Raw genomic sequence first — 14,802 nt, 5'->3', positions numbered from 1 at the left:
TTGCGCTACGAAGAAAACATGTTTGCTTAAATGAGCGTCCCCTCTTCACGCTCTGCCTTTTTATTCGCAATGTAACCGGCAGCCAAAACAAAAATCGTCACGCCGGCCGCAACAGCATAAACGAACGGACCGTGCGAAAGATGGAGAAGGTGAAGCACTCCTTCATCCTCCACCATCATCTTTCCGGCCGTCCATGCCAAAATGCCTGACCCAACGTAAGCAATCCACCGGTGTTTTTCCATCACCCGGACGATCGCTTTAGAACCAAAAATCATAATGGGGATGCTGATAGCTACCCCGAGCGCGAGCATGCCAATGTGCCCTTCAGCCGCCCCAGCGACAGCGACAACATTGTCTAGGCTCATCACCGCATCGGCGATAATAATGGTCATGATTGCTTTCAACAATCGATCTGACGCTTGGACATTCGCCTCCTCTTCCCGCTCCACGAGCACTTTATAGGCAATCCATACGAGCAGCACCCCGCCAATGAAGTGAACGAATGGGATGTTGAGCAAAAAGACAATGATGGCCGCAAACAAAATGCGCAGCAACACCGCCCCTGCCGTTCCCCAAATGATCGCCTTGTTCCGTTGGTCTTTCGGCAGCCGGCGCGTCGCCATTGCAATGACGACCGCATTATCCCCCGACAAAATAATATCAATCGCAATAATCTTCCATAACGCCAATAATGCCGCGGCAGAAATTGTCAATGGTCTGTCCACCCTTTCCCCTTTCTTTCTTTTTCATCTTACCGCAAATCGGTGAAAGGGACAACCGTACAATATGCCATGCTACGAGCGGGGGCAAGACATTGCAGCTTTTTTCGGTTCACCAACTTCGAGGAATAGGATGGCTTGGCCGATACATCCTCAAAAAAATGGCAACAGCTCCAGGGGTAGCTGTTTGCCAAGAAAGCGAGAAAAGTTGATTCAAAGTGACAAAGATATATGCACTGCCAGCCTTCTATCATTTTCACTGGCTTGGCGGTGCTAGACCATCAAATCAAACTTTTCGAACCGTAAAAAACTTACGCAGCAGCCACGGCCCTGGGGCAAATCCAAGTGTGAGCTGCCATGCTCCAACGCCGGCAAGTTGAAATTGCCGAGCCAACTTCATTTTCTGTCCCATGCTTCGAACATCTTCAAACCATACTTCGTGAACGTTTCCGAGTGCATCGGTATACCGGAAAAATGGGGATTCATCCGCCAATGAATACTGAATAGGGGATTGATAGCGCATGGCCGTAAGCAGTGCTTCCTGGTTGGAACGCGCTGTAGCGAGCATTCCAGGCTGATACGGGATGATCCAGTCATATCCGTACAGCGGGAGCCCTAGCAAAATTTTTTGGCGGGGGACACGCTCAACAGCAAACTGCAACGTCGCCCTCACCCCACCAATCGGTGCCACCGGGCCAGGCTCGCTTGCCGAATGGTGCCAATCGTATGCCATAATAAACATATAATCAACAACCGTGCCAATGCCGCCATAATCGTACCCCTTTAGCCATGGAATGTCTTCGCTTGTTTTCGCTGGAACAGCGATCGTTACGACGTATCCAGCCGGCTTGAGCCGATCGCGCAGCTGGCGCAGAAAACCAGTGAACAAATCGCGGTCTTCGCCACGAATTTGCTCAAAATCAATATTGACCCCACCATATCCTTTTCGCGACACTAAATAAAAAATGTTTTCAACGAGGTTCGCCCTAGCCTCTCGATTGTTCAACACTTGGCTGACAAGCGTTGGGCTGAACCCCTCCGGCGTTAAATTCGTGATGGCAACAAGCGGCGTCACCCGGTTTCGCCATGCTTCCTCAACAGCAGCCGCATCATTCAATTCATTCACTATATCGCCGCTTGGGGCAAAGTGATATTCAAAAAGGGTGATATACGATGAATACGGAGCAAAATCACGAATAATCGCCCTGTCGGCACTCGGTTCGCGAACGACGTAGTAGCCGAACGTCGTCGCCTGATACCATGAGATATCGGGAATGACGATTTTCATTCCTGGGCGCAGGGCATTTGGATTGACATTAGGATTGGCCGCACGCAATTGTTCAAGCGTGACAAACGACCGCCGGGCAATGGCTGTCAGCGTGTCCCCTGGTTGCACCGTATAGGTGTAAAGTGGGATGAGCAACGCCTGGCCAGGGACGATGTTCGGTTCCACCATCCCGTTGACAAGACGAAGATCTTCCAATGAATAACCGTACCGGCGGCCGATGGAAAACAGCGTATCCCCCGGCTGGACTGTATGAGTAAACATTTTGTATCGCCTCCATTATGACTAGATGCGAAAAATGGCTGACGATATTACTATATGCTCCAAACCGGAGGACGTATGTTGTCCTATGACTTGTTTTACACGCTCGCTCCGCCGGCCAAACGGTCTCTTATCGCCTGCTGCTTCAACCAAGCATCCACCGCTTCAATATCACGGGAAAACACGCGATCCGCCACAATGGAAGGAACAATGCGGCGCGCCTGATGGTAAAGCTGACTTGTTGACGGTGCCAGCTGATCAATGCCGCGCTCCTCTACCGCCTGTAAAGCGCAAATGAGCTCGATGGCCAATACTTTTCTCACATTCTGCACGATCAGATACGCATGACGGGCAGCAGTCGTTCCCATGCTGACATGGTCTTCTTGGTTGGCCGATGACGGGATGGAATCAACGCTTGCTGGATGGGCCAGCGTCTTGTTTTCTGATACGAGCGAAGCGGCAACGTACTGCATGATCATCGCCCCCGACTGTAGGCCTGGCTCTGGGCTTAAAAACGGCGGCAAGCCTTCGCTAAGCTGCGGATTGACAAGCCGCTCAATACGCCGCTCGCTCATATTGGCCAGTTCCGCCACCGCGATTTTTAACAAATCCATGGCGATCGCAACAGGTTGGCCGTGAAAATTGCCGCCCGAGAGCACGGCTCCGTCCGCAAAAATAAGCGGATTGTCCGTAGCAGCGTTCATTTCGATTTCAAGTGTTTCCTTTACATAGCGAAGCGCTCTGAGCGATGCTCCATGCACTTGCGGAATGCAACGGATCGAGTACGCATCTTGCACGCGCCGCTCTCCTTGCCTTGTGATAAGCTGACTGCCATCTAGATAGCGACGCAGCCGCTCGGCCACCTCCGCCTGCTCTAAAAATCCACGGGCTTCGTGGATGCGGGCATCAAACGCATCGATCACGCCATAAAGCGCCTCGATTGTTAACGCGGCGATCCACTCGCTGTCGTAAGCAAGCTGTTCCGCCTCAAGATAAGCGATCACCCCCATAGCTGTCATCGCCTGCGTACCGTTAATAAGCGCCAACCCCTCCTTCTCTTTCAGAGAGAGCGGAGGAATTCCCGCTTGCGAAAGCGCTTGGATGGCAGGCATCCGCTGCCCTTGGTACATCACCTCCCCTTCACCGACAAGCGCCAACGCCAAATGGGCAAGCGGCGCTAAATCGCCGCTGGCGCCGAGGGAACCTTGCTGCGGAACAATCGGATGGATACCGGAATTAAGAAACGCGAGCAGCCGCTCAATCACCACCGGCCTTATGCCGGAATATCCCTTTAATAAAGCATTCGCCCGTAAAAGAAGCATCGCCCGCACCACTTCCTCGGCAAACGGCTCACCAACTGCGCAAGCGTGCGATCGGAGAAGATTGATTTGCAACTGCTCAAGATCACTTCCATCAATGCGCACATCGGCAAGTTTGCCAAAGCCGGTATTCACGCCATAAATCGTCCTGCCGCTCGCAATCGCCTGTTCCACAGCTGCTCGACTTTTCCGAACCGCTTCCATGCTCTCCAAAGCAGCTGCCACCGGTTCTCTATCATAAATGACGCGTCTTGCCTCGGCAATCGTTAATGAATGCCCAGTCAACACAATCATGAACCCATCTCCCTTCGTTCATATCAAAAAACAAAAAGGAGGCGCCCCGCCGTTTCAGGCAGTATTCGCCTCCTCATGACTCATCGCTCTAGGCTGATCCTACTCTATCTCATTGTCCGAGCCGCCGCACGTCTCCCTTTCCTGCAATCCTATATATGATTGATTCCGAGCCCGACCGCTTCGTGCTCAAGCCCGCGCACCGGAGCGCCGATCGTCCCGTACAATGCGACGGCGATCCATTCCCCTTCTTTTGGCTGTTCATACGGTGTTCCTCGCACAACAGCGAAACGAAGGCCAGCCGTTCTCAACAAATCTCCTAACTCAACCTGCCCCCTCGTCACGCCGTGCACCGCCTCTAAAATGGCATGATACAAAGCATGCATGTCGCGGTATAAACTGCCGTCAACCACTTCATGACGTTTCGCCGCCGTTTCGATCGCTGCGACGATTTTTTGCGGCTCCATCGCCCCAACGCGTCCTTGGCAATAGCGCCAGTTGCTCGCCCGAAGCTCGTCGAGAATTGCTCCTTCCTCTCCTTCGTCAAGCATCGCCAGCAAAAGCGCCTGACGACCAATGCGCACCGATTTTTCTTTCCCCATTTGGTTGCTGCCCCTAATTTCCTCTTTTTTTCTATTGTATGACGGCAAGGAAAACCGAGTCAACGCTTTTTCCAAATTTTAACACATTAACTTATTATCATAATAAAGGTCCATCAACATAACATGTGCGTCACAAGTGAGACTATTTTCTAGAGATTAGGAGTATGCCAACGCTCGATTGATTTTTCCTTACAGATGAAGAAGAACGTTTAATTGAAACAGTCAAACATCGTTTTGGTAAAAATCCACAACAACACATAATTTACATTTTATTGAATATGTGATATCATTAAAATATCAAATTAATATGAGTTGAGGGGGACAATCATGAGGGAACAGAAATCATGGTATATCAATGGTTTTATCGGCATCGGTGGCATCGTTTTGCTTCTCATTGTCGGGTTTTTCTTCCTCGTTCAAGAGCTGTTTTTGCCCGCCATTTTGTTTTTCATCATTGCTGTTTTGCTCGCCACCGGCATCACAATCGTCCATCCCAATCAAGCGAAAGTGCTCACCTTTTTCGGCCGCTATTTTGGCACAATTCGCGACAGCGGGTTGTTTCTCACCGTACCGCTCACAGTCCGGAAAAACGTGTCGCTGCGCGTGCGCAACTTCACCAGCAGCAAACTGAAAGTCAACGACATCCAAGGCAATCCGATCGAAATCGCCGCCGTCGTTGTCTTCCGCGTCATTGACTCAGCCAAAGCAGTGTTTGATGTGGACGATTATGAACAGTTCGTCGAAATTCAAAGCGAAGCGGCCATCCGCCATGTCGCCACGAAATATCCGTACGATACGTTTGAGGACGATAACGAAGTCACGTTGCGCGGCAACGCGGATGTCATTTCTGATGTGCTTGCTGCGGAACTGCAAGAACGTCTGCGCGTTGCTGGGGTCGAAGTGGTTGAAGCACGCCTCACCCACTTAGCCTACTCCCCAGAAATTGCGGGCGCTATGCTCCAACGCCAGCAAGCAGCTGCCATTTTGGCAGCGAGGAAAAAAATCGTCCAGGGAGCCGTCTCCATGGCGCAAATGGCGATTGAACAGCTTGACAAAGAAAACATTTTAGAGTTAGATGATGAACGAAAGGCAGCGATGGTGAATAACTTAATGGTGGCGATCGTCTCCGAACGCGCCACCCAGCCGGTGATCAACACGGGCAGCCTATATTAACGGTTGTGGAGTGCGATGACAAAGAAAAAACAATTTCCTTTACGCATTGACCATGATTTATATGCTGTGTTGGAGCAATGGGCGCAAGACGAGTTTCGTAGTGTCAACAGTCATATCGAGTTTTTGCTGCGGGAAGCAGCAAAGCGAGCAGGACGGCTCGGGAAAAAGAAAACGGATCAACAAAGAAGCTAGCCAACGCCGGCTGGCTTCTTTTGTTTTTCAGTCATGGTCATTTTTTACATAAATATAATGATAGCAGAGCCTTTTTTGAAAGGGAGGGACGAACCGATGCCGCCATTTCGCGCTGAAACAAACGTATTGCTGTCACATCTTCCCGTCTACGCCGCAACTACGGCCGCACCTCCCCATTTTTGCCGTACTGTTCCGCCAGCTATCCATCGCACTAGCCGTTACAAACGATCATCACCGCCGATCATTTCTCCTTCATATGGAGATACCACACAAAGACATAAACAGATATGTGCAAGACGAGAGCAACAAATAGGTGGATTCCACTTTGCGACATTTGCTCGAACGGCTGCGGCTTCATCACGGCAAAAAGCAATCACATCGTTGTCATTAAGGGCAATGGCCCCAATCTCGCCAACTGCAGTCCGGCTCATCTCGAAAGGAGAAAACCAATGGTGGGCAAACAACAACCTTGAACAGTTAACGCGCCTGCTCATCCGCACTCGGAGTGAAACGCTTGTGCCAAAGACAGCTACCATTACGAACGTTTATTGATCGTCACGCTTTACTTTCATCAGCTTAGCCGCCTTTGGTGCAACGCGGAAGGAGGATAAGCATGGAAAGCTACTATGCCGTGCTCGATGCCATGGCCGCTGCGCCGGGCGATGGTGTATTCGCCATCATTATTGACGTCGAAGGTTCAGCCTATCAAAAGGAAGGCACATGGATGTGGATCGAAGCGGATGGAAAGACAACTGGCTTATTAAGCGGAGGCTGCTTTGAGGAAGCGGTGGCCGCGCACGCCCTCGACGTGCTGTCAAACCGTCAGGCGACGTCCATATCGTTTGACTTGCGCGCCGAAGATGATTGGTCTTGGGGACAAGGGGCTGGTTGCAACGGCCTTGTCCGCATTTGGCTTGAACCGGTGACAAGCAACACCAAACCTGATTGGCTGGCATTGAAACGCTGCCTTGACCGCGGTGAACATGTGTTTATGGCTCGAAGCATTACCGATCCGAGGGAGCAGCCGTTTTTCCAAAGCGAAACGGGGGAGCGCTTCGGCGGCTATTCTTCGCCGCCGAGGCCGGAATGGCTGAAAGAGTTGCATGGCACACCGTTTTTCCGTGGCCGGAACGGTGTGTATGAAACGGAAGAGGACACGTTTTTCATTCAGCATTTTTGGCCAAAACCGCGTCTTACGATTTTCGGCGCCGGTCCCGACGCTCCGCCACTCGTCTCGGCAGCTAAAGCCGCTGGGTTTTCCGTCACGGTCAGCGACTGGCGCCCGGCGTTTTGTCAACCGTCGCACGTGCCGGACGCGGACGCTTGGGTCGTCGGCTTTCCGCATGAAACCATTCCGAAACTTCACCTTACCGAGCGCGACTTTGTCGTTATTATGACTCACCAGTTTGAGCGCGACCGGGAACTTATGAGATGGTTAGCCGACATACCGCTCGCCTACCTCGGCGTGCTTGGACCGCGGCGGCGCACAGACCGACTCTTTCCTTCTGGAACGGCCCCGCCGTTTGTCCGTTCACCAATTGGACTGCCAATTGGAGCGCGCAGCCCGCATGAAATTGCTATAAGCATCACCGCCGAACTAATTAACGTGCTGCGCGGAGGGCCGATGGAGACTGCACGATGAGTGAACTCACGATTGCAGGCATTTACTTGGCCGCTGGGCAGAGTCGGCGGATGGGAACGGATAAACGCGCCTTGCCTTGGGGGGATGGGACGCTTGGGACGGCCGGTCTCAAGGCAGCGCTTCATTCCTGCCTCTCACCTATCATCGTTGTCGTTCCACCAACCGATGCGCTCGTTTGGCTTCCTGACGCGCTGCTAAACCACGACAAATGCCGTCTTGTCCGTTGCGCCGCCTGCCACCGGGGGCAGGCACACTCGCTTGCCTGCGGCTTACAAGAGACGATTGTTGTAGGGGCGGACGCTGCCGCAGTATTATTGGCGGATCAGCCGTTTGTCACGACAGAAACGATCGATGCTCTTGCCCGTTTTTATCGCCAGCACCATCCTGATTACGCCGCCTTTTCCCGCTTCGGCACCCCCATGCCTCCAGTCATCTGGGGAAAACAGATGTTTCCTGCCTTATTGGCACTTAGGGGAGATGCTGGCGGGCGCAGGCTGTTTTGTGAGCCCCATTGGCGCGGTCTCTTATACGAAGGCGACGAGTCAATCGGCATGGACATCGACACAAAAGAGGACTATGAGCGTGCTGTCATCTATCGAGAAGTAAAGGAGGGACATTCTCGTGGCCGTCGGTAAAAGCATCATCCGCAAAGAAGCATGGGATAAGGTGACCGGCCGAGCGAAATATACGAACGATTTCAAAGAACAAGGAATGCTTCATGCCAAGCTCGTCACCAGTCCGTACGCTCATGCGCGCATCATCTCCATCGAAACGCACGAAGCGCTTGCCGCTCCCGGCGTTCGCGCCGTCCTGACCGGCAAAGGATTGCCGCTCACAGGCGAAGACATGCGCGACCGCCCGCCGATCGCTGCCGATAAAGTGCGATACTACGGAGAAGTTGTCGCCGTTGTGGTCGCCGATACACTCGTGCAGGCCGAACAGGCGGCCCGCCTCATCCGCGTCGTTTATGAGCCGTTGCCAGCAGTCGGCTCGCCGCGCGAAGCACTGAAAGAAGGCGCTCCCTTGCTTCACGAAGAGCTCGACCGTTATGAAAGAAATAAGACGACCTACCCTGAGCCAGGGACAAACATCGCCCATCGGACCAAAATCCGCAAAGGCGACATTAAACAAGGGTTTGCCGAAAGCGACGTCATCATCGAAACGAGTGTATCATTCGCCCCGTCCGACCACGTGGCAATGGAAACGCGTTGCGCCACAGCAGAAATTTGGCCGGACGGCTCGATCCATATCTCTGCCTCCTCGCAGTCACCATTTATGATCAAGAGGCTCATTCATACGTATTTTGGCGAAGAAGCCGGCAAAATCGTCGTTCATACGCCGCTTGTCGGCGGTGCCTACGGCGGCAAGGCGCCCGTGCAGCTTGAACTGCTCGCCTACCTCGCCACAAAAGCGGTCGGCGGCCGGAAAGTGAGCGTCTGGAACAACCGCGAATGTGACATGGTCACCTCGCCTGTCCATATCGGCTTAGAAGCAACGGTCAAAATCGGCGCGACAAAAGACGGTGTTTTCAAAGCGATGGAAATTGTCTTTTTGTTTGACGGAGGTGCTTACTCCGACAAAGCGATCGACGTCAGCCGTGCCGCAGCTGTCGATTGTACTGGCCCATACCACGTCGAACATGTCTGGTGCGACTCACTTTGTGTCTATACGAACCGGCCGTATGCAACACCGTTCCGCAGTTTCGGCCATTGTGAGCAGTCGTTTGCCGTTGAACGAGCCATCGACGAATTGGCAAAAGTTCTTCAGCTTGACCCATGGGACGTGCGACGCAAAAACGCCATCCGCCCGGGGCATACGACCCCGACACAAGTACGGCTCACAAAAAGCAATGTAGGGGATATGCCCGCTTGCCTCGATCGACTACGGGAGTTGATGCGCTGGGATGAATGGCAGCGCATCGAGCTTGACGCCTATACCGTACGAGCAAAAGGCATCAGCGGTGGTTGGAAAACGTCAACGATCGACACGGACTCAAGCTCCGGCGTCATTTTAACATTCAATTCCGACGGCAGCGTCAACGTCATCTCCGGCGTCGTCGAAATCGGCACAGGCACGAAAACAGTGCTCGCGCAAATCGTGGCCGAGCGGCTAAAAATGAATGTGGACGACGTTCATGTCAAAATGGACATCGATACACAAACGACACCAGAACATTGGAAAACGGTCGCTAGCCGTGGGACATTTATGGCCGGGCGTGCAGCCTTAGCCGCCGCCGATGATGCCATTCGCCAGCTGAAAGAGATCGCCGCCTGCGTACTGCGGGTTACTCCTGACGATTTAGAAGTTGGCTTCGGACGTGTCTTTTTACGCGATGATCCGGCCATTTTCATTCCAGTGAAAGACATTGCCTACGGCTACAAGTTTCCGAACGGCAACGCCATCGGCGGACAAGTGATCGGGCGCGGCCATTATATTTTACGCCGCTTGACTCCGCTTGACCCGGAAACCGGCGCCGGAAAACCGGGACCGGAGTGGGGCGTATGCGCTGAAGGGGTCGAAGTGGAGTTCAACCGTCGCGACTACACGTACCGCATTGTGAAAGCGTACGCGGTCATCGATGCCGGCAAAGTGCTCAACCCGAAAGCGGCACTCGGTCAAGCGATGGGAGCGATGAGCATGGGTCTGAGCTTTGCCAGCCGAGAAGGATTTCTTTTTGATGAAGCGCAGCGTGTCTTAAATCCGCAGCTGCGCACGTACCGGCCGATCCACTTCGGAGAACATCCCACATACATCGTGGAGTTTATCGAGACCCCACAAATCGACGCTCCGTACGGTGCGCGCGGCATCGGTGAACATGGCTTGCTCGGCATGCCCGCTGCTTTGGCAAACGCCTTATCGCTTGCTGCTGGTGTGCCGCTAAACGAACTGCCGCTTGTTCCCGAACTCATTTGGCGGAAACAGAAAGGAGACAGCTATGGTTCCCTTTGAATTTGCCTACTATCGTCCACAGTCGATCGCTGAAGCGGTGGCGATGTTTATAGAACTGGAACAAAAAGGGAAACGACCACTATATTATGGCGGGGGCACGGAAATCATCACCCTATCCCGCCTCGGTCTCGTTTCTACCGCCGCCGTCATTGACATGAAAGCCATTCCTGAATGCCGTGTGCTTGACGCCGACAGCGATCCTCTCGTGCTCGGGGCGGCGCTGTCGCTCACCGAACTCGTGGAAGCGAACCCGTTTCCTTTGTTGACCAAAGCAGCGAAAGAAGTCGCTGACCGGACGGCGCGCAACCAAATTACGCTCGGCGGCAACCTATGCGGGCAAATTTTTTACCGCGAAACAGCGCTCGCGCTGCTCGTCGCTGAGGCAGACATCGTCATCGCTGGCCCAAACGGCGTCCGTCAGTCCCGTATCAATGACTTGTTTCATCAACATCTGCAGCTAAGTCGCGGCGAATTTGTCGTTCAAATAAAAGTGCGCCGCTTCGCTGTGGAACTTCCTCACTTTCACCACAAGCGCCGCAAGCAAGGTGAAATCGGCTATCCGCTTGTCACCATTGCGGCGCTAAAAAAAGACGAAACCATTCACGCTGCCTTTAGCGGCGTCTGTCCGTTCCCGTTCCGTTCGGCTAAAGTTGAGGCTCATCTAAATGACCGAAGACGCCCCGCGACAGAACGGATTCAGGCGGCAGTCAACGCCTTCCCACGCCCGATTTTGCATGATATTGAAGGCTCAGCAGACTATCGACTGTTTGTTGCCGCTCAGCTACTTGAAGACGCACTTCGCGAGTTAGGGGAAACCATCTAGACGGGAGGTCAACATACGGACATGGAAGAAACGACCAAATGTGAGCTCGTGTTGCACATTAACGGAGAACAACGAACGGTCATCACCCGTCAAGCCGAAACACTACTATTCGTCTTGCGGGACGAGCTCGGACTGACCGGGACCAAACCCGGCTGTTTAAATGGCGACTGCGGTGCCTGTACTGTCTTAGTCAACGGCACACCAATCAAATCGTGCATGATGCTTGCTATTGAGACTGTTGGTAAAGAAATTACCACAATCGAGGGGCTCCGCGATACTCCTATTCAGCACGCCTTTGTCCGTCACTTCGCCTTTCAATGCGGCTATTGCACGCCTGGCTTTATTATGAACATCCATGCGCTCATCGAGCAGCATCCAAACGCTGATCAGTCAACGATTCAAGAATGGCTGCAGTCAAATATTTGTCGCTGCACGAGCTATCAAGAAATCGAGGCGGCGGTGAAAGAAGCGCTTCAAGCCAAAAAAACGGACATACAGCCCTCACATAACCGGATATCCCGAGTCTAGCAGGGATATCCTTTTTTGTGCGATGATTTTTCCATCCCATTCCAAATACCTATTGACAAAAATATAACGTTCACGTTAACGTTATATCTGTAGAAAACACCGTGTATCGCGATCACGCGAAAGTGAGGGCCCAGGATGGAACGATTGAAAATTGATGACGTCGCCAAAGCGACCGGCTTAACAAAGCGGGCGATCCGCTATTATGAAGAAATCGGCTTGATCAAGCCGCCGGCACGGAGTGAGGGCGGCACACGCCTTTATACGCAGGAAGATATCGAGCAGCTGAAAAACATCGTCGCCGCCCGCGAAGTGCTCGGTTTTTCGCTGCAGGAGTTACAGCACTTTTTAACATTGAAAGAAAAAATTGAGACGCATCGAGCAGAATACCGCCAAGCCATCGTTAGCAGCGAACAGCAGCGTGAACTCGAACAAATGGCCGCCGGGTTGCACCAACAAATTGCCATGCTTGATGACAAAATGAAGAAAATGGCGACACTGAAACAAGAACTGAAACAAATGGCAGAGCAAATAGACGCCATTCTAGAAGAGAGGAGAGAAGAATAGTGGAGGAAAGAAAACAAACACGGGCGCGCTGGATTACCGTTGCCGCCGCCTTTTTGGCGTTTATGGGTATCGGGGTCGTCGATCCGATTTTGCCGGTCATCGCCGAAAGCATCGGCGCGACCCACTGGCAAGTGGAAATGTTGTTTACCGCCTATATTTTTACGATGGCGGTCATGATGATTCCCGTTGGACTTGTCGTCAGCCGCGTTGGTGATAAACAAATGATGGTGATCGGACTTGGCCTTGTCACGATTTTCTCATTATTGTGCGGTTTTGCCGCCGACATCCCACAACTGTCGATCTTCCGCGCCGGTTGGGGGCTTGGCAATGCCACCTTTTTTGCAACGGCTATGACACTGTTAATCGCTTTGACGCCGCAGGCAAGCACCGCTGTCGGCTTGTATGAGGCGGCGATCGGCCTCGGCATGGCCGGTGGTCCGCTCATCGGTGGACTGCTGGGCCAACATTCATGGCGCTACCCGTTTATCGGCACAAGCGTGCTCATTTTTATCGCCTTTTTGCTTGTCGCATTTTTTGTGTATGATCCAAACAAAGGAAAACCGAAAAAAGCAGTCGGATGGCAGGAAATGCGGCATCTGCTCGCCTTTCCGCCGTTTTTAAAAGGGGCGATCGGCGGGATGCTTTATTATTACGGCTTTTTCGTTGTTTTGGCCTATTCGCCTCTGGTCATTAAGTTATCGGCGATTCAAATCGGTCTTGTCTTTTTCGGCTGGGGGCTTTGCCTCGCCTACGGATCGGCAGCGTTGGCCCACCGACTTGAAACAAAATACGAACCGAAACAAATATTGCCTTACAGCTTATTGCTGTTTGCCGTTTTATTGCTGCTTTTAGCGGTCGCTGAACAAACATGGTTCATGATCGTCCTTATCATTTTGTCGGGCCTTGTATCCGGCTTAAACAACGCCTTGTTTACAGGCTATGTGATGGAAACATCGCCGTATGAACGCGGCGTCACTTCCGGCATGTACAACTTCGTTCGCTGGATGGGGGCGGCCATCGCTCCGGTGCTATCTGGCGTCATCGGTCACGCCGTTTCCGCAAAGGCGCCGTTTATGATCGCCATGGCGCTGTCGCTTGTTGCATTCCTTTTCCTTGCCTGGCGCAAACGGGAGCCATCGGCAACGAAAACTGTATAAAAGCAACCGTTGCGGACAAAACGAAAACACGCCCGTTTCTCGGTGAGAAACAGGCGTGTTTTTATTCGGATCATTGTCATCATCTCTTATCATCACTCTATGATGCTTTTTTCATAAGCGAACCGTTTTCTTCTCGTTAATCACCACTCCTCGTTTTTTCATTTCGTCGATGTACACATTCCCGGGAACGATTTGCTCAGGCGGATAGACGCCGCGTTTCGTAATCAGCCCTCGGCCGATAAGCTGGGCGACGACGGAAATCGTATAAGCGGTCGTGCGCGCCATCGCCGTCACCTTACGTTCGCTATCGTTGAACGTGATCGTTTCATATTCAAACACCGTTTCTTTTCCGTCTTTCCGTCCACCGACAATCACCCGAAGCAAGACGACATCATCTTTACCTCTTAAATCAAGCATCGGAGTCAATACCGCAAGCAGCACGTCACGCGGTTTAACTTTGTGGCCGCCTACTTCCACCTCGACATCGTTGCGCGTCAAATTCAAGTCAACGAGGAGCTTGAATTTTTCCGCATGGCCACGATAGCGGATCGTTTTATATTCAAGCCGTTTCAAATTCGGAAACGAGCGTGACAGCGTCGACGTCCCTCCTGATGTATGAAACGCTTCAAGCGGGCCGAACCGTTCGAAATAAATCGGTTCAACCTCAGACAGAGATGGCACTTCTTGCTTTTTACCATCGCGAATAATTAAAGACGGATCGGTGTAATGGTCGAGAAGCCCTTCTAACGAAAACACATGGTTATACTCAAGCGGCGGTTCGGGCTGAACGGGAATGCCGCCGACGTACAGTTGGATGGATTCAACCTCATCGAGCTGATTTGCCCCGTAACCGGATAAAATGTTGATCATTCCTGGGGCGACGCCCAGATCGGGGATGATCGTCACCCCAGCTTTCTGGGCTTGGTCATGGAGTTCAAGCACCCGGTCGGTAATATGGCCGATATGCCCCCCTAAATCGACAGAATGGACGCCTGTGGCAATCGCCGTTTTCGCCACTGTTTCGTTAAACCGGTAAAACAAGGCGTTGACGACCACATCATGTCCTTTCATTAAGGTGGACAGCTGCTGTTGATCCCCAGCATCCACCCGCAAGGCAACAAGTTTCTCAGACTGAAGGTGGCGTACCGTCTGCTCTGCCTTGGCCAAATCGACATCAGCCAGCGTCACTGCCTCAACGTCTTCACTTTGCACTAAATCGCGTGCAGCTTCTTTCCCCATCAGCCCCGCACCAAGCACGAGCACCTTCACCATTCATTCCCTCCTCTATCACGGATTC

15 protein-coding genes are annotated in these 14,802 nt (G+C 52.5%); 9 read left to right on the top strand and 6 right to left on the bottom strand.

Annotated elements, in window-relative coordinates; all coding sequences use genetic code 11:
* Positions 1 to 26 precede the first annotated feature (26 nt).
* From IC804_RS11985 to hutP, 4 genes are all read right to left on the bottom strand, one after another.
* On the bottom strand, positions 27 to 713 hold the full coding sequence (locus IC804_RS11985) for a TerC family protein (protein ID WP_008881228.1): 687 nt from the start codon (positions 711 to 713) through the stop codon (positions 27 to 29).
* A gap of 292 nt (positions 714 to 1,005) precedes the next feature.
* Entirely contained in the window at positions 1,006 to 2,268 is a 1,263-nt protein-coding gene (locus IC804_RS11980; protein ID WP_008881229.1) for a glycoside hydrolase family 18 protein, read from the bottom strand.
* A 95-nt stretch (positions 2,269 to 2,363) separates the two neighbouring features.
* Positions 2,364 to 3,878 carry a histidine ammonia-lyase gene (gene hutH, locus IC804_RS11975; protein WP_008881230.1) on the bottom strand — a complete coding sequence of 505 codons (1,515 nt, stop codon included), beginning with the start codon at positions 3,876 to 3,878 and terminating at the stop codon, positions 2,364 to 2,366.
* A 149-nt stretch (positions 3,879 to 4,027) separates the two neighbouring features.
* Positions 4,028 to 4,477 carry a histidine utilization transcription antiterminator HutP gene (hutP, locus tag IC804_RS11970; RefSeq protein ID WP_008881231.1) on the bottom strand — a complete coding sequence of 150 codons (450 nt, stop codon included), beginning with the start codon at positions 4,475 to 4,477 and terminating at the stop codon, positions 4,028 to 4,030.
* A gap of 327 nt (positions 4,478 to 4,804) precedes the next feature.
* On the opposite strand from hutP, the gene IC804_RS11965 reads away from it, so the two are divergent.
* On the top strand, positions 4,805 to 5,650 hold the full coding sequence (locus tag IC804_RS11965; RefSeq protein ID WP_081157241.1) for an SPFH domain-containing protein: 846 nt from the start codon (positions 4,805 to 4,807) through the stop codon (positions 5,648 to 5,650).
* Positions 5,651 to 5,665: 15 nt separating this feature from the next.
* On the top strand, positions 5,666 to 5,842 hold the full coding sequence (locus IC804_RS11960) for a type II toxin-antitoxin system antitoxin (protein WP_008881233.1): 177 nt from the start codon (positions 5,666 to 5,668) through the stop codon (positions 5,840 to 5,842).
* 218 nt (positions 5,843 to 6,060) lie between these two features.
* On the opposite strand, the gene IC804_RS11955 is transcribed toward IC804_RS11960, so the two are convergent.
* On the bottom strand, positions 6,061 to 6,273 hold the full coding sequence (locus IC804_RS11955) for a hypothetical protein (protein WP_190300606.1): 213 nt from the start codon (positions 6,271 to 6,273) through the stop codon (positions 6,061 to 6,063).
* A 182-nt stretch (positions 6,274 to 6,455) separates the two neighbouring features.
* On the opposite strand from IC804_RS11955, the gene IC804_RS11950 reads away from it, so the two are divergent.
* The 7 genes from IC804_RS11950 (at position 6,456) to IC804_RS11920 (ending at position 13,505) form a co-directional block, all read left to right on the top strand.
* Complete coding sequence (locus IC804_RS11950) at positions 6,456 to 7,484, top strand: XdhC family protein (protein WP_008881234.1); 1,029 nt, start codon at positions 6,456 to 6,458, stop codon at positions 7,482 to 7,484.
* Positions 7,481 to 8,119 carry a xanthine dehydrogenase accessory protein PucB gene (gene pucB / locus IC804_RS11945; RefSeq protein WP_011886741.1) on the top strand — a complete coding sequence of 213 codons (639 nt, stop codon included), beginning with the start codon at positions 7,481 to 7,483 and terminating at the stop codon, positions 8,117 to 8,119. The genes IC804_RS11950 and pucB overlap by 4 nt, the downstream gene beginning before the upstream one ends.
* Positions 8,106 to 10,433, top strand: coding sequence for a xanthine dehydrogenase family protein molybdopterin-binding subunit (locus tag IC804_RS11940; RefSeq protein WP_008881236.1), 2,328 nt, complete (start codon positions 8,106 to 8,108; stop codon positions 10,431 to 10,433). The genes pucB and IC804_RS11940 overlap by 14 nt, the downstream gene beginning before the upstream one ends.
* Positions 10,420 to 11,256, top strand: coding sequence for an FAD binding domain-containing protein (locus IC804_RS11935; protein ID WP_008881237.1), 837 nt, complete (start codon positions 10,420 to 10,422; stop codon positions 11,254 to 11,256). The genes IC804_RS11940 and IC804_RS11935 overlap by 14 nt, the downstream gene beginning before the upstream one ends.
* A gap of 21 nt (positions 11,257 to 11,277) precedes the next feature.
* Positions 11,278 to 11,784: a (2Fe-2S)-binding protein gene (locus tag IC804_RS11930; protein ID WP_008881238.1), complete on the top strand. Its 507-nt coding sequence runs from the start codon at positions 11,278 to 11,280 to the stop codon at positions 11,782 to 11,784.
* Positions 11,785 to 11,919: 135 nt separating this feature from the next.
* Positions 11,920 to 12,348: a MerR family transcriptional regulator gene (locus tag IC804_RS11925; RefSeq protein ID WP_008881239.1), complete on the top strand. Its 429-nt coding sequence runs from the start codon at positions 11,920 to 11,922 to the stop codon at positions 12,346 to 12,348.
* The gene (locus IC804_RS11920; protein WP_008881240.1) at positions 12,348 to 13,505 is read left to right on the top strand and encodes an MFS transporter; all 1,158 of its coding nucleotides are present in this window, start codon (positions 12,348 to 12,350) and stop codon (positions 13,503 to 13,505) included. The genes IC804_RS11925 and IC804_RS11920 overlap by 1 nt, the downstream gene beginning before the upstream one ends.
* 111 nt (positions 13,506 to 13,616) lie before the next feature.
* Here the strand turns inward: IC804_RS11920 and IC804_RS11915 are convergent, their stop codons facing one another.
* Entirely contained in the window at positions 13,617 to 14,774 is a 1,158-nt protein-coding gene (locus IC804_RS11915; RefSeq protein WP_029761490.1) for a saccharopine dehydrogenase family protein, read from the bottom strand.
* Positions 14,775 to 14,802: the final 28 nt, after the last annotated feature.

This window comes from Geobacillus sp. 47C-IIb (genome assembly GCF_014679705.1).
GTDB lineage: Bacteria > Bacillota > Bacilli > Bacillales > Anoxybacillaceae > Geobacillus > Geobacillus thermodenitrificans.
Note: the sequence above shows the minus strand (reverse complement) of the source record. Positions and strands in the feature narration are given on the sequence as shown.